This window comes from Agrococcus sp. ProA11 (assembly GCF_039880525.1).
GTDB classification, from domain to species: domain Bacteria; phylum Actinomycetota; class Actinomycetes; order Actinomycetales; family Microbacteriaceae; genus Agrococcus; species Agrococcus chionoecetis.
In genome coordinates this window covers 477,992-499,620 of sequence record NZ_CP156989.1, presented here as the reverse complement: position 1 = coordinate 499,620, position 21,629 = coordinate 477,992, and the positions used below count along the sequence as shown (strand labels likewise).

Annotated in this window: 15 protein-coding genes and 1 tRNA gene; 7 read left to right on the top strand and 9 right to left on the bottom strand. The window is 70.4% G+C overall.

Features of this window, described 5'->3' with window-relative positions:
- Window positions 1-48 precede the first annotated feature (48 nt).
- Complete coding sequence (locus ABG090_RS02390; protein ID WP_347756059.1) at window positions 49-831, top strand: cytochrome b5-like heme/steroid binding domain-containing protein; 783 nt, start codon at window positions 49-51, stop codon at window positions 829-831.
- On the opposite strand, the gene ABG090_RS02385 is transcribed toward ABG090_RS02390, so the two are convergent.
- Both ABG090_RS02385 and pta read right to left on the bottom strand, forming a co-directional pair.
- Window positions 832-2,019, bottom strand: coding sequence for an acetate kinase (locus ABG090_RS02385; protein ID WP_347756057.1), 1,188 nt, complete (start codon window positions 2,017-2,019; stop codon window positions 832-834). It abuts the gene before it with no gap.
- Complete coding sequence (pta, locus tag ABG090_RS02380) at window positions 2,016-4,124, bottom strand: phosphate acetyltransferase (RefSeq protein ID WP_347756055.1); 2,109 nt, start codon at window positions 4,122-4,124, stop codon at window positions 2,016-2,018. Before pta ends, ABG090_RS02385 begins: the two co-directional genes overlap by 4 nt.
- Window positions 4,125-4,266: 142 nt before the next feature.
- Here pta and ABG090_RS02375 point away from each other — a divergent pair, with 142 nt between their 5' ends.
- From ABG090_RS02375 to ABG090_RS02355, 5 genes are all read left to right on the top strand, one after another.
- Window positions 4,267-8,211: a cell wall-binding repeat-containing protein gene (locus ABG090_RS02375; RefSeq protein WP_347756054.1), complete on the top strand. Its 3,945-nt coding sequence runs from the start codon at window positions 4,267-4,269 to the stop codon at window positions 8,209-8,211.
- A 92-nt stretch (window positions 8,212-8,303) separates the two neighbouring features.
- Window positions 8,304-8,391, top strand: a tRNA-Ser gene (locus ABG090_RS02370).
- A 117-nt stretch (window positions 8,392-8,508) separates the two neighbouring features.
- Entirely contained in the window at window positions 8,509-8,868 is a 360-nt protein-coding gene (locus ABG090_RS02365; RefSeq protein WP_347756052.1) for a response regulator, read from the top strand.
- Window positions 8,865-9,830: a HEAT repeat domain-containing protein gene (locus ABG090_RS02360; protein WP_347756050.1), complete on the top strand. Its 966-nt coding sequence runs from the start codon at window positions 8,865-8,867 to the stop codon at window positions 9,828-9,830. Before ABG090_RS02365 ends, ABG090_RS02360 begins: the two co-directional genes overlap by 4 nt.
- Window positions 9,827-11,299 (top strand): glycosyltransferase family 2 protein, encoded by a 1,473-nt coding sequence (locus ABG090_RS02355; RefSeq protein WP_347756049.1) that lies wholly within the window; start codon window positions 9,827-9,829, stop codon window positions 11,297-11,299. Before ABG090_RS02360 ends, ABG090_RS02355 begins: the two co-directional genes overlap by 4 nt.
- Here ABG090_RS02355 and ABG090_RS02350 read toward each other — a convergent pair.
- The 7 genes from ABG090_RS02350 to ABG090_RS02320 form a co-directional block, all read right to left on the bottom strand.
- Window positions 11,264-12,913 (bottom strand): ATP-binding protein, encoded by a 1,650-nt coding sequence (locus tag ABG090_RS02350; RefSeq protein WP_347756047.1) that lies wholly within the window; start codon window positions 12,911-12,913, stop codon window positions 11,264-11,266. The two genes, ABG090_RS02355 and ABG090_RS02350, sit on opposite strands and share 36 nt — an antisense overlap.
- Window positions 12,910-14,658 carry a helicase HerA-like domain-containing protein gene (locus tag ABG090_RS02345; RefSeq protein ID WP_347756045.1) on the bottom strand — a complete coding sequence of 583 codons (1,749 nt, stop codon included), beginning with the start codon at window positions 14,656-14,658 and terminating at the stop codon, window positions 12,910-12,912. Before ABG090_RS02345 ends, ABG090_RS02350 begins: the two co-directional genes overlap by 4 nt.
- Window positions 14,659-14,689: 31 nt before the next feature.
- Window positions 14,690-15,910 (bottom strand): multidrug effflux MFS transporter, encoded by a 1,221-nt coding sequence (locus ABG090_RS02340; RefSeq protein ID WP_347756043.1) that lies wholly within the window; start codon window positions 15,908-15,910, stop codon window positions 14,690-14,692.
- Window positions 15,907-17,124 carry an amidohydrolase gene (locus ABG090_RS02335; RefSeq protein WP_347756041.1) on the bottom strand — a complete coding sequence of 406 codons (1,218 nt, stop codon included), beginning with the start codon at window positions 17,122-17,124 and terminating at the stop codon, window positions 15,907-15,909. Before ABG090_RS02335 ends, ABG090_RS02340 begins: the two co-directional genes overlap by 4 nt.
- Window positions 17,125-17,221: 97 nt before the next feature.
- On the bottom strand, window positions 17,222-17,914 hold the full coding sequence (locus ABG090_RS02330; protein WP_347756039.1) for an L-ribulose-5-phosphate 4-epimerase: 693 nt from the start codon (window positions 17,912-17,914) through the stop codon (window positions 17,222-17,224).
- Window positions 17,911-19,605, bottom strand: coding sequence for a ribulokinase (gene araB, locus ABG090_RS02325; protein WP_347756037.1), 1,695 nt, complete (start codon window positions 19,603-19,605; stop codon window positions 17,911-17,913). Before araB ends, ABG090_RS02330 begins: the two co-directional genes overlap by 4 nt.
- Before the next feature lie 118 nt (window positions 19,606-19,723).
- On the bottom strand, window positions 19,724-20,167 hold the full coding sequence (locus ABG090_RS02320; protein ID WP_347756035.1) for an SRPBCC family protein: 444 nt from the start codon (window positions 20,165-20,167) through the stop codon (window positions 19,724-19,726).
- A gap of 99 nt (window positions 20,168-20,266) precedes the next feature.
- Here ABG090_RS02320 and ABG090_RS02315 point away from each other — a divergent pair, with 99 nt between their 5' ends.
- Window positions 20,267-21,607, top strand: a complete 1,341-nt coding sequence (locus ABG090_RS02315; protein WP_347756033.1) for an MFS transporter — start codon at window positions 20,267-20,269, stop codon at window positions 21,605-21,607.
- The last annotated feature ends 22 nt before the right edge of the window (window positions 21,608-21,629 follow it).

Genomic DNA, 21,629 nt, shown 5'->3' with positions numbered 1-21,629 from the left:
ATCGAACTGTCGGCGTGCTCGCGAAGCGGGCGGCTGTAGCGTTGCCGCATGCTCTCGACCGCCGCAACGGCCAACCCCTTCGACCTGGCGTTCGGCCTGCCGCTGCACCCGCTCGCGGTGCACATCCCGGTGGTGCTCCTGCCGCTGGGCGCGATCGGCGTCATCCTGGCACTGCTCGTGCCCCGCTGGCGCCCCTCGCTGGGCTGGGCAATGGTCGCGGTGCTGGGGGTTGCCACGGCCGGAGCCCTGGTCGCCAAGCTCTCGGGTGAGGCGCTCGCCGAGCGCGTCGGGTCCCCGGGGCAGCACGAGCAGCTGGGCAACTGGGTGCTCATCATGTCGACGATCCTCCTCGGCGCGACGCTCGCCTGGTGGCTGTGGCAGGGCAAGGCCGACCGGCGCAACCGGCCGACAGGCGTGATCGGCCTCATCGTCGGCTCGGTGCTGGCCGCGATCGCCGTCGGCGCGATCATCATCAGCGTGCTCGCCGGGCACACCGGCGCCACGCGGGTATGGCAGGACCGCGTCGCTGCGCCTACTGCGTCGCCGCTGCCGATCGTGCCTGGGCCGACCGCACCTGCGGACGGGGCAGGAGCCGAGATCGGCATGTCTGAGGTCGCGCAGCACGCCGACTCGGCATCGTGCTGGGTGGCGATCGAGGGCACGGTCTACGACGTGACCGCATGGATCGCGCGGCACCCGGGCGGGCCCGATCGCATCCTCGGGATCTGCGGCACCGACGCCACCGCGGCGTTCGATACGCAGCACGGCGGCCAGTCGCTGCCGACCGAGCAGCTCAGCAGCTTCGCGATCGGTGCGCTCGCCGAGCCCTGATCATCCGACCAGCTCGGCCACCTGCCGAGCGATCTCCAGCTCCTCATTGGTCGGCACCACCCAGACCTCGATCGCCGAGCTGTCGGTCGAGATGCGGCGCTCGCCGCTGCCGGCATTCCGCTCGGGATCGAGCTCGATGCCCAGCCCCTCCATGCCTGCCAGCCCCATCTCGCGCACCTTCGCCGCATGCTCGCCGATGCCGGCGGTGAAGGCGATCGCGTCGGTGCGGCCCAGCTGCGCGAGATAGGCGCCCACGGTGCCGCGCAGCCGGTGCGCGACGATCTCGAGTGCTTCGACCGCGCGCGGGATGCCCGCCTCGGCCGCTTGCAGCACATCGCGCATGTCGCCCGTGCCCGTCATGCCGAGCAGGCCGGAGCGCTTGTTCAGCAGCGTGTCGATCTCATCGACCGACATGCCGGCCACGCGATGCAGGTGGAAGACGACGCCGGGGTCGATGTCGCCGGAGCGCGTGCCCATCACGAGGCCCGCGAGCGGCGTCATGCCCATTGACGTCTCGACGCTCTCGCCGCCGCGCACCGCCGTGGCGGAGGCGCCGTTGCCGAGGTGCAGCACGATCGAGTTGACCTCGTCGAGCGGCTTGCCGAGCAATTCGGCGAGGCGGCGCGAGACGAACTGATGACTCGTGCCGTGGAAGCCGTACTTGCGAATGCGGTGCTCTGCCGCGACCCGCTCGTCGATCGCGTAGCGATGCGCCGCCGGCGGGATCGTCATGTGGAACGCGGTGTCGAACACCGCCACGTGCGGGTGCCCGGGGAACGCGGCGCGTGCTGCCGTGATGCCCTGCAGGTTGGCGGGATTGTGCAGCGGCGCGAGCGGTGCCAGCTCCTCGATCTGCTGGGCGACGTCACCGTCGATGCGCGCGGCGCGGTCGAAGCGCGCGCCTCCCTGCACGACGCGGTGCCCGATGCCGATCAGGTCCGCGGCGTGCAGGTCGGGGCCGTGCGCGTCGAACTGCTGCAGGACCCAGCCGAAGGCATGCGCGTGGTCGGTGATCATGCGCCGCTCGATGACGTCATCCGCGCCCGGCACATGATGCTTTGCGACGCCGGTCGTCTCGCCGATGCGCTCGATGAGGCCGCTCGCGAGCGCACTGCCGGAGTCGACATCGACAAGCTGGTACTTCAGGCTCGACGACCCCGCGTTGATCACGAAGACCGAGCCGGTCACGCGGCGCCTCGCGGTGCGGCCGCGTCCTGCGCCTGGATCGCGGTGATCGCGATGGTGTTCACGATGTCGTTCACGAGCGCGCCGCGGGAGAGATCATTGACGGGCTTGTTGAGGCCCTGCAGCACCGGTCCGATCGCGAGCGCACCGGCGGAGCGCTGCACCGCCTTGTAGGTGTTGTTGCCCGTGTTGAGGTCGGGGAAGATGAACACAGTGGCCCGACCGGCGACGTCCGAGTCGGGCATCTTCTGCTTGGCGACCGCGGCATCTGCCGCCGCGTCGTACTGCAGCGGGCCCTCCACCAGCAGCTCAGGCGCTCGCTCGCGCACGAGCTCGGTGGCCGCTCGGACCCGGTCGACCTCCGCGCCCGTGCCGGATGCGCCCGTCGAGTACGAGAGCATCGCGACGCGCGGTTCGATGCCGAAGTCGCTGGCGGTCTGGGCCGAGGAGATCGCGATGTCGGCGAGCTCCTCGACGGTCGGCTCCGGGATGATGGCGCAGTCCCCGTAGACGAGCACGCGATCGGCCAACGCCATCAGGAACACGCTCGAGACGACCGAGACCCCCGGCTTCGTCTTGATGGTCTCGAACGACGGCTTGATCGTGTGCGCGGTGGTGTGCGCCGCGCCGGAGACCATGCCGTCGGCGTCGCCGGTGTGGACCATGAGCGTGCCGAAGTAGCTGACGTCGAGCAGTCGCTCCATCGCCTGCTCGATCGTGACGCCCTTGTGCGCGCGGAGCCGCTGATACTCGGCGGCGTACTTCGGCCGCAGCTCGGGATCGTCGGTGGCGACGATTCGGGCGTCCGCCAGATCCAGGCCGAGCGCAGACGCGCGCTGTCGGATTGCGGCCGCATCACCCAGGATCGTGAGCCGGGCGATGCCCCGCGCCAGCACCGTGGAGGCCGCCTGCAGGATGCGATCGTCCTCCCCCTCGGGTAGCACGATGTGCCGCACATCCGATCGAGCGCGCTCGACGAGCCCGTGCTCGAAGATCAGCGGCGTGACGACGTCGGTCGTCGCGACCTCCAGACGCTCGAGCAACGCGTCCGCGTCGACGTGCTCCTCGAAGAGCGCGAGCGCGGCGTCGCGCTTGCGCTGCGTGCCGTCGATGAGCGAGCCGCGGGTGGTGGCGATCCGCCGCGCGGTCTCGTAGGTGCCGTGCGGACTCAGCCCGATCGGCACCCCGAGGTCGAGGCCGCCGAGCAGCCGCTGCACCGCCGGGTGCAGCTCGAAGCCACCGTTGAGGATGATGCCCGCGATCAACGGGAACGTGTCGGACTGCTGCGCCAGCAGCGTGCCCACGATCACATCCGAGCGGTCGCCCGGCGTGACGAGGATGCCGCCCTCGATGAGCCGCTCGAGCACGTGCTCCATCGACATGCCGGCGACCACCGTGCCGAGCGACTCGCGCGCCAGCAGCTCCTCGTCGCCGCGCACCAGCGTCGCCTCCGCGGCGGCGAACAGCGATCCGACGCTCGGCGCGCTCAGCAGCGCATCCTCCGGGATCGACCAGATCGGCACGCCCTTCGGCACGGCGTCCGCCAGCGCCCCCGGGATCGCCGCGATCGCGTCCGGGTCTGCCCGATTGACGACCACGCCCGCGATGGAGGTGTGGGCGTGGGAGAGCTCGGCGGTGGTCACCTCGGCGAGCTGTCGGAGCTCGTCCGCCGTGCGGGGCTCGTCGGTCTCGGGATCCCGTCCGCCGAGCACCAGCAGCACCGAGGCACCGAGGTTCGCGGCGACGCGAGCATTGAAGCCGAGCTCCGTGGGGCTGCCGACGTCGGTGTAGTCGGATCCGACGATGACGATGGCGTCGAACCGCTCATCGATGCGGTGGTAGCGGTCGACGATGGTTGCGAGCGCCGCATCCGCGTCGTCGTGCACCGCGGCGTAGGTGGTGCCGATCGCCTCGTCGTAGCTCAGGTCGACGGCCTCGTGCGCCAGCAGCAGCTCGAGCACCCGGTCGCGCTGCTGCTCGGAGCGAGCGATCGGCCGGAAGACCCCGACGCGCTCGACCCGGCGGCTGAGCGCCTCCACCAATCCCAGGGCGACGATCGACTTGCCGGCGTGGCCTTCGGGTGACGCGATGACGATTCTGGACGGCACCGTCTCAGGCTAGCGGGGGTCGCAGGTCACGAAACGGTAACGCTTGTCCCCCGCCCGTATCGCCCATCAGGGCGCGCCCATAGATTCGAGCCCATCCGCCCCTCACTCTGTGTGGGGCTTCGTCACGAACGAAGGATCACCTGTGAACACCCACACCCCTCGGCGTGTGCGTCTTCGCCGTGGCCTCGCACTCACCACCGCCCTCGCGCTCAGCGCGGGGGCTTCGGTGCTCGGTGCAGCCTCGGCGAGCGCGGCGCCGATCGAGCAACAGCTCTCGATCGACACCAGCGGCTTCGACAACGGCCGCTACATCGTCGTGCTGGACGGAGACGCGCTCGCGACGTATCGCGGCGGGCTTCCGAACCTGGCACGCACCGCACCGTCCGGCACTGCAGACATCGATGTCTCCACGTCGGCGGCGGCGGCCTACACCGCGCACCTCGAGAGCGAGCAGTCGGCTGTCGCGAACGGGATCGGCGCGCAGATCGCGACCAGCATGACGGTGACGATGAACGGCTTCGTCGCCGATCTCACCGCCGACCAGGCGCTCGAGCTCGCTCGCGACGCTCGCGTCTCCCACATCTTCCCCGATGAGATCCTCCAGATCACGGCGAGCCCCGCCAACGAGTTCCTCGACCTCGAGGGCCTCTGGGCCGAGGTCGGCGGCGTCGACGAGGCCGGCGACGGCGTGGTCGTCGGTGTGCTCGACACCGGCATCGCCCCCGAGAACCCGCTGTTCGCGGGCGAGCCGCTCGGCACCACCGCTGGCGCAGAGCCCTACCGCGACGGCGCGGGCATCGTCTTCGAGAAGGGCGACGGAAACACCTTCGTCGGCTTCTGCGAGACCGGACCCCAGTTCACCGCTGACGACTGCTCGACGAAGATCATCGGCGCGCGCTACTACGTCGACGGCTTCGGCGCCGACCGCATCGGCGGCGCTGCCGAGGGCGAGTACGAGTCGCCGCGCGATGGCGACGGCCACGGCTCGCACACCGCATCCACTGCGGCCGGCAACGCCGAGGTGGCGATCGAGACCGCTGGCGGCCAGGACATCGGCACCATGTCTGGTGTCGCGCCCGAGGCCCGCATCGCGGCCTACAAGGTCTGCTGGTCGGGCCCCGACCCCGACTCGCAGGATGACGACGGCTGCGCGACCAGCGACCTGGTGCAGGCGATCGACGACGCAGTGATCGACGGCGTCGACGTGATCAACTACTCGATCGGCGGTGGCGCTGCCACCTCCGTCGCCACGCCCACGGACATCTCGTTCCTCGGTGCTGCGGCTGCTGGCGTGTTCGTGTCGGCCTCGGCAGGCAACTCCGGTCCCGACGCGTCGACGCTCGATCACGCGGCTCCCTGGTACACCACCGTCGCCGCGTCGAGCATCCCGAACTACGAGGCGACCGTCATCCTCGACGACGGCAGCAAGCTGCCGGGCGCCTCGGTGACCGTGCCCATGGGTGAGGACGCCGATCCGGTCACGGGTCCGTTCGTCTACGCAGGCGACATCCCCGCCGTCGGAGCAACTCCCGCTGACGCGGCGCTCTGCCTCGAGGACACGCTCAACCCGCTGCTCGCCGACGGTGCGGTCGTGCTCTGCGACCGCGGTGTCATCGCGCGCGTCGACAAGTCCGCGGAGGTCGCTGCCGCAGGCGGCATCGCCACGGTGCTCGTGAACGTGACGCCCGGGTCGCTCGACCTGGACGACCACGTCATCCCGACCGTGCACCTGGACGCGGAGTACCGCGACCAGCTGCTCGCTGCCGCGCGGATGCCCGGTGCTGAGGTGACGCTCGAGTCCGGCAACTCGTCCGGCATCGAGACCGTCGCACCGATCGTCGCCGGCTTCTCGTCGCGCGGCCCGGCCCTCGCTGAGGGCTCCGACGTCATCAAGCCCGACGTCGCGGCTCCCGGAGTCGGCATCATCGCGGCCGGCCCCAACCCGGCCGATGGCGAGCCGACCTTCCGGTTCCTCTCGGGCACGTCGATGGCCGCCCCGCATGTCGCGGGCCTCGCAGCCATCTACCTCGGTGCGCACCCCAACGCCACGCCCGCGGAGGTCAAGTCGGCCATGATGACGACCGCGACCGACACGCTGAACGCCGACGGCTCGCCGTCGACCGACGTGTGGGCGCACGGCGCAGGCCACGTGAACACGCAGTCGATGCTGGACGCCGGTCTGATCTACCAGAACGGCACCACTGACTGGTTCGGCTACCTCCGCGGCCTCGGCTACGGTCTGCCGGACGAGTGGGTCGGCAGCGCGATCGACCCGAGCGACGTGAACATCGCGTCGATCGCGGTCGGCTCGCTCGCGGGCACCCAGACGGTGACCCGCACCGTGACCGCGCTCGAAGCAGGCTCGTACTCCGTCTCGACCTCCGGCGTGCCGGGCGTCGATGTCGAGGTCTCGCCTGCCACGCTCTCGTTCGGCGCCGCCGGAGAGACGGCCACCTACGAGGTGACGTTCACGACGACCGACGCGGCCCTGGGCTCGTGGTCGACGGGCTCGCTCACCTGGACGAGCGCCGAGCACACGGTGCGCTCGCCGCTCGCGGTCCGACCGGTGGCCATCGCGGTGCCGACCTGGGTCGAGGGCATGGGCACGTCGGGCGAGACGCCGATCTCGGGCGTCTCGGGCATCGAGGGCAACATCGCCTTCGACGCCAACGGCCTGGCTCCGTTCGTGGAGCTCGGGGCTGACGCCGGTGCCACCGGCGAGGTGTTCATCTACCCGTTCAGCATCCCGGCCGGCGAGCTCGCTCGCTACATCTCGCTCGACGCAGCCGACAACACCGCCGACCTCGACGTCTACCTGCAGCGACTGCAGGGCGGCGTCCCGGTGCAGCAGTGGAGCGGTGCGACCGGTTCAGCTGACGAGACGATCCTGCTCGAGAACCCGACGGCCGGTCAGTACCGAGTCATCGTGGACCTCTACGCCGCAGGAGAGTCGGGCGAGCCGATGGAGTTCGCCGTCGACACGGTGGGCGTCGGCGACGGCCAGCAGGAGGGCGCATTCGCTGCCGACCCGGCATCCGTGATGGGTTCGATCGGCGAGTCGTTCAGCTTCGCAGCTGAGTGGCGCGGCCTCGACCTGGACGCCGAGTACCTCGGCGTCATGGGCTACAGCGGCGCTGACGAGCGGACCTACGTCCACGTCACGACCGGTGAGGTCGCACTGCCCGCTCCCGACCGCCTCGCGGGCGGGAACCGGTTCGAGACCTCGGTCGCGATCTCGCAGCAGGGCTACCCGGACGGCGCTGACGTCGTCTACGTCGCCAGCGGGCTCACGTTCCCGGACGGGCTCACGGCGGCTCCCGCTGCCGCGAGCGACGACGCTCCGCTGCTGCTCACGATGCCGGACGCCGTGCCGTCCTCGGTGATGGAGGAGATCGAGCGCCTGTCGCCCGACCTCATCGTGATCGTGGGCGGTGAGCCCTCGGTCTCGGCCGCGGTCGCTGCCGACCTCGGGGACATCGCAGGGGACGTGGTCCGCCTCGGCGGCGCCAACCGCTACGAGACCAGCCGTCTGGTCGCGCAGTATGCGTTCGCTGAGGGTGCCGACAGCGCATTCCTCGCAACCGGCCGCAACTTCCCCGACGCACTGTCGGCGGGCGCTGCGGCGGGCAAGGTCGGCGCGCCGATCCTGCTGGTGGACGGGCGCGCGGACGGCGCGGACGACGCGACGCTCGCAGAGCTCGACCGCCTGGGAGCGATGAACGCGTACCTCCAGGGAGACCAGCACTCGATGTCGAACGGCATCGAGCTGGATCTCGACAACGAGGGGCTTGCGGTGCACCGCTTCGCTGGCTCGAACCGTTTCCAGACGGCCGTGCTCGTGAACCAGGCGTTCTTCTCCGGCCCCGTGCCGGCGATGTACATCGCCAGCGGCCTCAAGTTCCCGGATGCTCTGAGCGCCTCGGCGCTCGCAGCCGCCGAGGGATCGCCGCTGTACCTCACGCGCCCGACCTGCATCGACTCGTCCATCGTGTCGGAGAGCCTGCGGCTCGACCAGCCGCCGGTGTTCCTGCTCGGTGACGAGGCGACGCTGTCGGCCTCGGTTGCGGAGTACGAGATCTGCGGCTGAATCACCTCTGCATGACGGGGGCGGGGACTTCGGTTCCCGCCCCCGTTCTTCGTAGGGCTAGAATCGCAGGGTTGACCTTTTGAGGTCGGCACGGAGGATTCGCCTAGTGGCCTATGGCGCACGCTTGGAAAGCGTGTTGGGTGCAAGCCCTCAGGGGTTCGAATCCCCTATCCTCCGCCAGCGGCAAGATGGGCCATGCACGGTGTAGCCTGGCGTCACACCGCAGACTCGTCACGTCGGAGCACGCATGCGCCCAAGCCGTCCGCCGTCCCGCACCGCGCGTGCAACGGCCACGCCGTGAGCGCCCGTGTTCTGGTGGTCGACGACGACCGCGACATCCGCGATCTCGTCGCGATCAAATTGGAGGCCGCCGGCCTCGAGGTAGTCACGCGCGCGGACGGCGCGCAGGCGCTCGATGCGATCCGCGAAGGCGGCTGGTCGGTGATCGTGCTCGACGTCATGATGCCCGGAATGTCGGGCGTGGATGTGCTGCGTGTCATCCGGGACGACGGCGACCGCACCCCTGTCATCCTGCTCACCGCTCGGGGCCAGGAGAAGGACATCGAGGCGGGCTTCGCAGCCGGCGCCGACGACTACGTCACCAAGCCGTTCAGCCCCCGCGCGCTCCTGGCCCGCATCTCTGCCGCCGTCGGATGACGCCGCTGCCGCCCGCCGTGATGCTGGCGATCGCACTGACCACGGCGGCCGTGGTCGTCGGCATGCTGATCTCACTGCTCGTGCAGCGCGCCGTGCGGCATCGAAGCCAGCGTCGGCGCGAGCGGCTCGATCGGCGACTCCGGCCGCTCGTCCTGCTCGGAACCGTCGCGGAGGACGACGAGATCGAATCCTTGCTCGCGCGCGTGCGGGCGCTCGGCGACGACGAGCAGCGCCACGTCCGCCGCACGGTCTTCCACATGCTGCGCGATGTCACGGGCGAGGCGGCCGATCGCCTGCGGCTGATCGGTGACGCCGCCGGGATCACCGAGCGAGTGTTCGCGGCGAGCCGCGACCGCAGCGTGTCGCTGCGCGCCGACGCCGCCGAGGGGCTCGGGCTGCTTCGGCCTCCGGGTGCGCTCGAGTTGCTGTGTCGGCTCGCGGGCGACCGGTCGCCGGTCGTGCGCACCGTGGCGGTGCGAGCGCTCGGCGCGTACACCGATACCGTCGCCGTCGACATCGCCGTCAGCGCCCTCGCGGCCGGCAGCGAAGTGCCGAACAGCGTCGCGGCCTCCGCCCTGCTGGACCAGGGCCTCGCCGCGAGCGATCGCGTGCGGGAGGCGCTCACCGACGAGGACGCCGGTGTGCGCCACGGTGCCGCGCGCGTCGCCGGCCTGCTGCAGGTGCCTGGCTCCAGTGACACGCTCGCGCGTCTCATCCACGACCCGCACCCTTCGGTCCGGCTTGCAGCCGTCCGCTCCCTGCGTCGTCTGCCCGCCAGGTCGGCGGTTCCCGGGCTGCTGTCGCTGGCGCTCGCCGACGCGGGCGAAGGCGAGGCCGCGGCACGCACACTGGCGGCAATGCCCGCGGCGTGGACCGCGGATGCTATGGCGCGGCTTGACAGCGACGGCTCGCCCGCGGTGCGGCGCGCGGCAGAACTCCCCCGACGGGAGACGACAGCATGACCTGGTTGCACGACACCCTCGAGGCGATCTTCGCCGTGCTCGCGTGGCCCGCCGCGATCTACTTCCTGCTCGCGAACACCGCGATGCTGCTGCTCGTGCTGCTCGCCGCCCGGCATTTCGCCCGCTACCTCCGCACCCGGCATCACCGAGGCGACGACGCGATGGCGGCATCGCCCCTGAGCCAGGGCGTGACCGTGCTCATGCCGGCCTACAACGAAGCAGCCGTCATCGGGACGAGCGTGCGGTCGGTGCTCGACCTGCGCTACCCCGATCACGAGGTCATCGTGATCAATGACGGCAGCTCCGACGACACCATGCGGGTGCTGCGCGAGACCTACGACCTGGTGCCCGACGATCGCGACCTTCCCGGCCGACTGCCGATCCGCGGCACGGTGCGCGGCGTGTGGCGCGCGCGCGGCGGTGTGGTGCCGCTCGTCGTGGTCGACAAGGAGAACTCCGGTCGATCCGACTCCATCAACGTTGGGCTCGACGTGGCGAGCAAGGATCTCGTCGTGATGGTGGATGCCGATTCGATCCTCGAGCCGGATGCGCTGCTGTCGGTGTCGAAGCCCTTCGCCGATGACCCCGACCGGGTGGTGGCCACAGGCGGCGTCGTGCGCATCGTCAACAACAGCCGCGTCTCCGGTGGCCGCATCGTCGAGATGCGGATGCCGAAGCAGCTCATCGCCCGGATCCAGGTCGTCGAGTACCTGCGCGCTTTCCTGCTCGGCCGCACCGCTTGGTCGGATCTGCGCGCGCTCGTGCTGATCTCCGGCGCCTTCGGGATGTTCCGCCGCGATGTGCTGCTCGAGCTCGGCGGACTCGACCCCGACGCGATCGGCGAGGACTTCGAGCTCGTGATGCGCATCCAGCGCTGGATCCGTGATGGTCGACGCGATGCGCGCGTGGCGTTCGTCGCCGAGCCCGTCAGCTGGACGGAGGCGCCTTCGACCCTGGCCGTGCTCGCGCGCCAGCGACGACGCTGGCATCGCGGCCTGTGGGAGGTGCTGTGGAAGTACCGCAGCATGCTCTGCAATCCCCGCTACGGCCGCATCGGGTGGCTCGCCCTCCCCTACTACTGGCTGTTCGAGCTGCTCGCGCCGCTCTTCGAGCTCGTCGGCCTCGTGCTCGTGGTGCTCGGATTGGCGGTCGGCGCGGTCGACCCGACAATGGCGCTCCTGCTGCTGCTGGCCTCCTACGGCTATGGCACGCTCGTGACGCTCGCCGCCGTGATCGTGGAAGAGGCGAGCTTCCACCGCTACGAGCGCTGGCGCGACCTGGGCGCCACCCTCACCGCTATCGTCGCCGAGAGTCTGGGTTACCGCCAGCTGACCGCCGTGTGGCGGCTCCAGGGCTGGTGGTCCGGCGTGACGGGACAGCGGCAGGTGTGGGGTGAGATGACGCGCACCGGATTCGCCGGCGCGGACGATGTGTCAGGCGCTGGCGGGCAGGCGGAACGAAGCGGTTGAACCGGCTCCCAGCTCGCTCTCGAACGCGATCGAGCCGTCGTGCGCGTCCATGATCATGCGACAGATCCACAGCCCCAGTCCGGCTCCCGGCACCCCCGAGGAGCGCGCGCTCGTCGAGCGGTAGAAGCGCTCGAACACCCGCAGCGCCTCCGCCTGCGGCACACCCTGGCCGTCGTCGATGACACGCACGCGCCACTGCTCGCCTTCGCCGTCGATCCGCACGTCGACCGAGCCGCCCTCAGGCGTGTATTTGATGGCGTTCGAGATCAGGTTCTCGATCACCTGCGTGATGCGCCGCGGATCCGCCTCGACCACCGCCGGCGGGCCGTCCTCGAGGTGCAGCCGCAGCCCGTGCCGGCGGGCGCGGTGGTTGAGCGTGTGCACCGCCTCCGCAGCGAGCACGCGCAGGTCGACGCGCGAGCGCTCCAGCCGCACCTCGCCCCGGCTCATCTCCCCGACGATCAGCAGATCCTCGACCAGCGCGCGGAGGCGATCGCCGTTGCGCTGCACGATCATCAACCACGACCGCAGCGACTCCGGCAGCTCTTCGTCGAGCACCAGTTCGAGGAACCCGGCGATCGAGGTCAGCGGTGTGCGCAGCTCGTGGGAGACGAGAGCGACGAAGTCGTCGCGGTCCTCCAGCATGCGCATGTAGGTCGTGACGTCGTCGATCGAGGCGATGGAGCCGCGGAACTCCCCGTCGATCGTGATCGGGCGCGACGATACCGTCACGGCCGACATCTCGTCGCCGCGATCCGAGCGCGCGACCCAGAACGCGACGTTGTCGAAGGCCTCGCCTCTGGCTGCTCGGACGAACGGCGATGCGTACCGCGGGATCTCCTTGCGGGATTCGAGCTCGAGGATGCGCGCGTGGCGCAGCAGGTCGGACATCGAGCTGCCGGCCAGCAGCGGGTGCTGCGCGAGGGTCGAGTTGAGGCGCTTGACGTTGCCGTCCGCGTCCAGCAGCAGCAGGCCCACCCGGGCCGTCTCGAAGATCGCGTCGAGCAGGCCGGCGTCGGCGGCGCGCTCCTTCGCAAGCGCCGTCTTCTCGCGCTCGCGCTGCATGATCGCCAGCTGCTGCCGCTCGATCGTCCGGGAATAGTTGTATGCGAACCAGGCCGTCGCGATGAGGGCGATCGGCACGAGCACCGCCCCCACGACGTTGGCGGTGAGCGACACCCCGGTGGCATTGAAGGCCCGCAGGATCATCACCGACGCCAGCAGCGCGCTGGCGACCGCGACGATCGCGATGCCGCGCTTGCCGGCGGTGACGCCGAGCCAGAACGCCGGCATCACCATCATGATCGCGACGTTTCGCGGCACCTCGGGCTCCGCGAACAGCGTGCCGAACGCCAGCAGGTCGAGCATGGGCACGACCAGCGCCATGGTCGCGCCGGAGATCTGCTTGGCGAACAGCGACAGCACGGTCGCGATGGCCATGAGCAGCGCAGCGGTCCACACCCACGGGAGCGCCCAGTTGCCGGGGTTGACGATGAAGAACGCGATGAGCACGATCGCGAGGATGCTCGCGACGATCAGCTGCACGCGCTTCAGGCGCAGTGCGCCGATGACGCGCGGGCGGACGTCCCGGGACGTGTAGGCGGTGGCGCTCACCGGCGTCGGTTGCCGAAGATGCCGCGCACGACGTCGCGGATCATCGCCTGACCAGAGCGCGAGCCGAGGAAGTCGGTGATCACGTTGCCGCCGCTCGACGACGACGTGGAGGAGGGCTTCGGGCGGTTGCGCTTGGCCTCCGCCTCCAGGCGTTTGGCCTCCTCGTCCGCGGCATCGCGCGCCGCCGCATCCTGCTCCGCCTTCTGCGCCGCCTGCAGCTTCGCCTGCAGGATCTCGTAGGCCGACTGCCGGTCGACGGCCTCGCCGTACTTCGACAGCAGCGCGGAGGACTGCACGGCGCGCTCGATGTCGGCCTCGGGCGTCGGATCCATCGAGCCCTCGGGAGCGCGCAGCCGCGTCCACGCCACGGGCGTCGGCGCGCCCTTCTCATTCATCACGGTCACGATCGCCTCGCCTATGCCGAGGCTCGTGAGCACCTCCTCGAGGTCGTACGCGCTCTTCGGGTAGGTGCGCACGGTCGCGCGCAGCGCCTTCTCCGCGTCCGGCGTATGGGCTCGCAGCTGGTGCTGCACCCGGGATCCGAGCTGGGCGAGCACGTCGCTCGGCACATCCTTGGGAGTCTGGGTGACGAAGAAGATGCCGACGCCCTTCGAACGGATGAGGCGCACCGTCTGCACGATGGCCGCGAGGAAATCCTTGGAGGCGTCCTTGAACAGCAGATGCGCCTCGTCGAAGAAGAAGACGAGCTTCGGTCGGTCGATGTCCCCGACCTCCGGCAGATCCTCGAAGAGGTCGGCCAGCAGCCACATGAGGAAGGTCGAGAAGAGCGCCGGCTGGTCGGCAACGCCGGGCACCTCCAGCAGGCTCACGACGCCGCGTCCCTCGGGGGTCACGCGCAGGAACTCGCGCGTGTCGATCTCTGGCTCGCCGAAGAAGACATCCGCACCCTGCGCGCTGAAGGCGGTGAGCTCTCGCAGGATCACCCCGGCGGTCTGCGACGAGATGCCGCCCAGCTGCCGCAGCTCCTCCTTGCCCTCATCGCCGGTGAGGAACAGCAGCAGCTCGCGCAGATCCTTCAGGTCGATGAGCGGCAGCTTCGCCTGATCGGCGTAGCCGAAGATGAGCCCGAGGCTGGACTCCTGCGTGTCGTTCAAACCCAGCACCTTCGACAGCAGAGTCGGCCCGAAGTCGAGCACGGTCGCGCGAACGGGCACGCCGTGGCCGACGCCGCCGAGCGCGAAGTACTCCACGGGGGCGGCCTTCGGCACCCACGTCTGGCCGATGCCGGCTGTGCGGGCCAGCAGCTTGTCGCTCGATGTGCCGGGTGTGGCGATGCCGGAGAGGTCACCCTTGATGTCGGCGGCGAAGACCGGAACGCCGGCAGCCGAGAGCTGCTCCGTGAGCACCTGCAGCGTCTTGGTCTTGCCGGTGCCGGTGGCACCGGCGATCAGCCCGTGGCGGTTGACCATCTGCAGCGGGATGCGGACCTGGGTCTCGGCGTCGGCTTCGCCATTGACGAGCGCGCCCATCTCCAGCGCCGCACCGGCGAACGCGTAGCCCGAGCGGATCTCGGCGACGGCCTCCGCGTCGAGCGGCCCGCCGTCCTCGCGCTGCGCATCCGACGGCGCCGCTGCGGGCGCCGCGGTCTGGGACTGCGTGGCAGACGTGTCGTCGCGCGCACGTTCCTCGCTCTGCTGCAGCTCCGCGAGCCGAGCCTCGGCCTCGCGCTGCGCCTGCCTGGCTGCCTCGATCTCTGCTTGGACCCTCGCGAGCTCGTCAGTCATGACGACATCCTATGGCCGCGCGGCACCCCGCTCAGGCGATGGCGGGCACGCTGCGCGGCCGCACGATGAACCAGAGCGAGCATGTGGCGAGCACACCGCAGAGGAGCATGATGACGCCCATGGGGATGGCGTCCTCGATCTCGAAGAGACCCACGATCGGGCTGACGGCGCCCGCGATCGACATGTTGAGTGCGCCGAGCAGCGACGCCGCGGTGCCCGCCTCGTTCTGGTGGCCCGCGAGGGCGAGCGTCTGCACGCACGGCATCGAGAGTCCGAACGCGAAGGTGAAGAGCACGAGCGGCGGCACCAGCCCGACGATGCCGAGCCCCGCGACGTCCAGCGTCACCACCAGCGCCGCAGCCACGACCAGCAGCGCCGTGGAGACAGCGAGCACCCACTGCGGCCCGAAGCGGTTCGCTGCTCGGCCCGCGACCTGGGTGCCGATGAGCACACCGATCGAGCACAGCGCGAAGACGGTCCCGAACTCGGCCGGAGAGAAGCCGTAGACCTCCTGCAGCAGCAGCGACGACGTCGAGATGTAGGCGAACATGCCGCCGAAGATGCTCGCGCCGATGACGGCGACGCCGATGAAGACGCGATCGGTGAGCACCGCCCGGTAGCGCTGCCGGAGCGTGGAGTGCCCGGGCGCGTGCCGCAGCCAGGCAGGCAATGTCTCGCGCAGGAAGAGCAGCTGCAGCACGATCACGAGCGCGGCGTACGCCGCGAGCACCCAGAACAGTCCGCGCCAGTGCATGATGCCGACCAGCCAGGAGCCGACCACCGGAGCCGCGATCGGAGCGATGCCGATCACCAGCGCGAGCCGCGAGAGCGCCGTCGTGAGCTGCTTGCCGCCGAACAGGTCGCGCACCATCGCCATCGCCACGACCGTGCCGGCGGCGGCGCCGAAGCCCTGCACGATGCGCATGAGCGAGAGCGTGAGGAGGTCGGGCGCCATCGCGACCGCGACGCTCGCGAGCACGTGCACACTGGTCGCGATCAGCAGCGGCTTGCGCCGCCCGATGCGGTCGGACAGCGGTCCGACCACCAGCTGCCCGAACGCGAACCCGAGCGTGGTAGCCGAGAGCGTCAGCTGCACGGCCGCATCCGTGGTCGAGAAGTCGTCCTTCACTGCCGGGAACGCCGGCAGGTAGAGGTCGATCGTGAACGGCCCGAGCCCGGCGAGCAGCCCGAGCACGATGAGCGTGATGACGCGGTGGCGCCTGCTGAACGCGACGCCGGTCTCGACCGTCACTCCTGCATCAGCCGGAGCGGCACCTCGTGTCGGGAAGCGATGCGCTCCTCGCCGGTGCTGGCGTCGTGCTCGAAGACCACACGGCCATCGATCAGCACGGTGCGCGGACGAGCCATCGGATCCATCCAGTCGCCGCTCCACACCACGATGTCAGCGCGCTTGCCGACCGCGAGCGAGCCGACCTCTGCGGCGACGCCGAGCACCTTCGCGGGGTTGATGGTGATGGACCGCAGCGCCGTCTGGCGGTCGAGGCCCTCGCGCACGGCCAGCGACGCCTGGTGCACGAGGAAGGAGATGGGGATCACGGGGTGGTCGGTGATGATCGAGATCTCGACGCCGGCTGCGGCGAGCTTGCCCGGGTTCGCGATCGAGCGACCGCGAAGCTCCATCTTCGACTTGGTGGTGAACAGCGGGCCGATGAGCACCGGGACGCCGCGCTCGGCCAGCAGATCGGCGACCACGTGCGCCTCGGTGCCGTGGTCGATCACGAGGTCGTAGCCGAACTCGGCCTGCAGCCGCAGCGCGGTGACGATGTCGTCGGCGCGGTGCGCGTGCTGGCGCCACGGCATCTCACGGCGCAGCACCTTGCTGAGCGCCTCCATCGTGAGGTCGACATCATGGCGCTCGTCGTTCTCGGGATCGGCGTGCCGGCGCTGGTAGTTCTGAGCCGCTACGAAGGCGTCGCGGATGATCTTCGCCGTGCCGAGTCGGGTCGAGGGAGTGACCTTCTTCTCGCCGTACACCCGCTTCGGGTTCTCACCCAGCGCGCTCTTCACCCCCGCAGGCTCTCGCAGCACCATGTGATCGACGATGCGTCCGTGGGTGTGCAGCGTGGTCGCCTGCCCGCCGATGGGGTTGCCGGAGCCGGGGTTGACGTTGACGGTCGTCACCCCGCCCGCGAGTGCGAGATCGAAGCCCTCGTCGAAGGGGTCGATCGCATCGACGGTGCGCACCCCCGCAGTGTTGGGGTTGGTCATCTCGTTGGTGTCGCTGGCGGCGCTGCCGTCGCCCTCGGGATGCACACCGAGGTGCACGTGGGCGTCGACGAGCCCGGGCGTCACCTGCGCTCCCGCGACGTCCAGCACGGTCGCGCCGTCAGGCACGACGATGTCGGTCCCGAGCGCACCGATGCGCCCATCCTCGACCAGGATCGTGCCCTGGAACTCGTCTCCTTCGACGGGCACGACCCGAGCGTTCACGATCGCGAGCAGCATGCTTCCCTCTTCCTGTCAGATAGCGAGTACCAGCCTACGTCTCGTTAGGCCGACGAACGACCGTGTCGTCGTGATCCGCTGCCTGACCGGACGCCGACTATCCCGGGAGCTGCGGAGACTGGCCGTAGACGTGCTGATAGCGCTGGAAGAGCCGATCGATCGCTTCGGGTGCGAGGGCGACGGGATCGCCCAGCTGGCGTGCGATGTGGACCGTGCGCGCGACGTCCTCGCACATCACGGCCGCCTTGACGGCATCCCTCGCGTCACTGCCGATCGTGAACGGGCCGTGGTTCTGCATCAGCACCGCGCGTGAGCGGTGCCCGGTCAGGGTCGCCACGATGCCGCGGCCGATCGAGTCGTCGCCGATGATGGCGAACGGGCCGACCGGGATCTCGCCGCCGAACTCATCTGCCATCGCCGTGATCACGCACGGGATCGGCTCGGCGCGGGCCGCCCACGCGGTGGCGTAGGTGGAGTGCGTGTGCACGACGCCGCCGACATGCGGCATGTGGCGATAGACGTAGGCGTGCGCTGCGGTGTCGCTCGAGGGTGAGCGCTCCGAGCCTTCGCTCCCCGGGATCGGCTGGCCGTCGAGGTCGCAGACGATCATGGACTCCGGCGTGAGCTCGTCGTAGGAGACGCCGCTCGGCTTGATGACGAACAGCTCCTGGCCCGGCACCCGGCCGGAGACGTTCCCGCCGGTCCAGACGACGAGCCCCGCCCGCACGAGCTCGGCGTGCAGCGCGGCGACCTGCTCGCGCGTGCTCCGAATCGCGGCCTCGCTGCTCATGCGGTCGCCTGCAGCGCGTCGCGCCTGATGGCCTTCAGCCGGCGCATCACGTCGTTGCCGTCGCGGCCGAAGTGGTCGTGCAGCGCGCGGTACTCGGCGAAGAGCGCATCGTAGGCGTCCGCTGCCGCCGCGTCGGGCACGTAGGCGTCCTCGTCCGCGGCGCCCATCGCGTCGCCAGCGGTGATCGTGTCGGCGTAGGCGCCGGCGGCGACCGCCGCGTGGATCGCCGCACCGAGCGCCGGGCCCTGGGCGCTCGCGATGACGGAGATCGGCATGCGCAGCACGTCGGCATAGGTCTGCATCAGGCGGCGATTGCGCAGCAGGCCTCCGGCGGCGACGAAGCGCTCGACCGGGACGCCGGAGGCGTTGAACGCCTCGACGATGACGCGGGTGCCGAACGCGGTCGCTTCGACGAGCGCCCGGTAGATCTGTTCGGGACGGGTGGCGAGGGTCGTGCCCAGCACGAGCCCGGACAGGCTGGTGTCGACGAGCACCGACCGGTTGCCGCTGTGCCAGTCGAGCGCGACGAGGCCGTGGGCGCCGACGGGCTCCTGCCATGCGAGCTCGGTGAGGTGCTCGTGCACGCTGCGGCCGGCCGCGCTCGCGGCCTCCTGGATCGCGGGCGGCACCTGGTTGTCGACATACCAGCCGAGGATGTCGCCGACACCGGACTGCCCCGCCTCGTAGCCCCACAGGCCGTCGACGATGCCGCCGTCGACCACGCCGCACATGCCCGGCACCTCGGCGAGCGTCTCGCTCGACATGACGTGGCAGGTGCTGGTGCCCATGATCGCGAGCATGCTGCCAGGGGCGGTGGCCTTCGCCGCCGGTGCCGTGACGTGCGCATCGATGTTGCCCACCGCGACCGCGATGCCGACGGGCAGCCCCGTGAGGGCTGCGGCCTCGGCGGTCAGCCGTCCCGCGCTGGCCCCGAGCGCGCCGATCTCCGCGTCGAGCTTGTCGGCGAAGTCGGCGAAGTCGGGGTTGAGCGCGGCGAGATAGTCCTTGGACGGGTATGCGCCGTCCTGCAGGATGCCCTTGTACCCGGCCGTGCACGCGTTGCGCACGTAGCGGCCCGCGAGCTGCCAGACGATCCAGTCGGCCGCCTCGACCCAGCGATCGATGCGCCCGTAGATCTCGGCATCCTCCTCCAGGATCTGCAGCGCCTTCGCGAACTCCCACTCGCTGGAGATGGCGCCGCCGTAGCGCGGCAGCCATGGCTCGTCGCGCTCGGCCGCGAGCGCGGTGATGCGGTCGGCCTGCGTCTGTGCGGCATGGTGCTTCCAGAGCTTCGGGTACGCGTGCGGCCGCTGCGCCAGGCCATCGACGCGGCACAGCGGGGTGCCGTCATGCGTCACGGGCATCGGGGTCGAGGCGGTGAAGTCGGTGCCGACGCCGATGATCGTCGCGGGATCGATGCCGGCGGCGGCGACGGCCGCGGGGACCGCCCGTCGCAGCACCTCGAGCCAATCGTTCGGCTCCTGCAGGGCCCATTCGGGCGGGAGGCGCTCGCCGGAGGCCGGCAGCCGCTCGTCGATCACCGCGTTGGCGTACTCGTGCACGGCCGCGCCGAGCTCCGCGCCGTCGCCGACCCGGACAACGATGGCCCGCCCGCTCAGGGTGCCGAAGTCGATTCCGACCACGTGCTGCGCGTGGTCGGCATCGGCGGTCGCGCTAGACGCTGCACTCATCGGAGACTCCATCATCGTGGTGATGCGCTCGGCGTGCGGTGTCCGCCGAGCGGCAGTGGTGACACTGGTACGACCGTACCCGTGCGCGGATTCCGACCGATCGCGCCCGCGGCTGTGGTCAGTCGAGCAGCTCCTCGAGCCGCGTGAGGGTGTCCTGCCAGCCATCGCGCAGATCGTCCAGCTCGTCCAGGGGCGCGGTCTGGGTGACGCGCACCATCGTGCCGTCGCCGAGCTCCGTGAAGTCGATGATCACGAGCTGCTCCTCGCCCTGCAGCTCCTCGCCGCCGCCGAGCCAGTCCCAGCTCTGCACGATGCGCTTGGTGTCGTCGAGCTGCAGGTAGCGACCCTGCACGCCGAAGCCACCGGTGGCGGTGCGGAATCGGTACCAGCCGCCCTCCTGCACGTCGAGCTCGTAGCGGGTGTCGTCGAACATCGGCCACCACCAGCGCTCCAGCCCTTCCGTGGTGGTCCAGAGCTCCCAGACAGCATCCGCCGAGGCCGCGACGAACGCGTCGATCTCGATGCGCTCGACGCCGTCGGGAACCTCGATGCGCTCGCTCATGCGGCAACGCTATCCGTGCGAGCCCTCAGCCGCACTATCGTGGTGCCGTCCTGCGATCAGCGCAGCGTGCCCCTGGCGCCCCCGACGAGAGGCCTCCGCATGACCGCTCCCCACGCCCACGACCAGTCCCGGTCGGAGCGGCTCGACCGCCTGCCCTTCACCCGCAAGCACGGACGGCTGCTCGGCACCGCGGGCATCGGCTGGGCGCTCGACGCCATGGACGTGGGGCTGATCTCGTTCGTGATCGCGGCGCTCGCGCAGCAGTGGGCGCTCACCAGGGTCGAGGTCAGCTGGGTCGCGTCGATCGGCTTCGTGGGCATGGCGATCGGTGCGACCGTGGGCGGGCTGCTGGCCGACCGCATCGGGCGCCGGAGCGTGTTCGCGCTGACGCTGCTCGTCTACGGCATCGCCACGGGCGCCTCCGCCCTCGTCGGGTCGCTCGCGGCCCTGCTGGCACTGCGCTTCGTGGTCGGCCTCGGCCTCGGCGCCGAGCTGCCGGTGGCGTCGACGCTCATCAGCGAGTTCGCCCCGAAGAAGATCCGCGGCCGCGTCGTCGTCTGGCTCGAGGCCTTCTGGGCGGTGGGGTGGATCGCCGCGGCGACCATCGGCACCTTCGTCGTCGGCACCTCGGACGACGGCTGGCGGTGGGGCCTCGCGATCGGCATGGCGCCAGCGGTCTTCTCGATCGTGGTGCGCTGGGGCATGCCGGAGTCGGTGCGCTTCCTGATGTCGAAGGGCCGCGTCTCGGAGGCGGAGCGCACCGTCCGGGCGTTCGAGGAGGCCGCTGGCGTGCCGGCGCCGACGCGAGCGGACCCCGAGACACCGGATCGGGTACCGAGCGCGGCCGCCGAGCCGACCCCGTCGATCTGGTCGCCTGCCCTCCGGCGTCGCACGATCGCACTCTGGACCGTCTGGTTCTGCATCAACTTCTCCTACTACGGCGCGTTCATCTGGATCCCCTCGCTGCTCGTCGATCAGGGCTTCTCGCTCGTGCGATCGTTCGAGTTCACGCTCATCATCACGATCGCGCAGCTGCCGGGCTACGCCGCGGCCGCGTTCCTCATCGAGAAGTGGGGCCGCAGGCCAACGCTCACATTGTTCCTGGTGGGTTCGGCGTGCGCCGCCGCTTGGTACGGCACCGCGTCGACGGAGGCGATGATCATCGCCGCGGGATGCACCCTGTCGTTCTTCAACCTCGGCGCATGGGGCGCGCTCTACGCCATCGGCCCGGAGCTCTACCCGACCAGTGTGCGCGGCACGGGCACGGGTGCTGCGGCGGGCTTCGGGCGGATCGCGTCGATCCTGGCGCCGTTGGCCGTGCCGTTCCTGCTCGGCGCGGGAGGGCCGCTGGTGCTGTTCGGCGCATTCGCGCTGGCGTTCGCGATCGCGGCCGCCGCCGCCTGGACGCTCCCGGAGCAGCGCGGCAAGCCGCTGCTGTAGTTCGCGTGCGCCGCGCAACGAC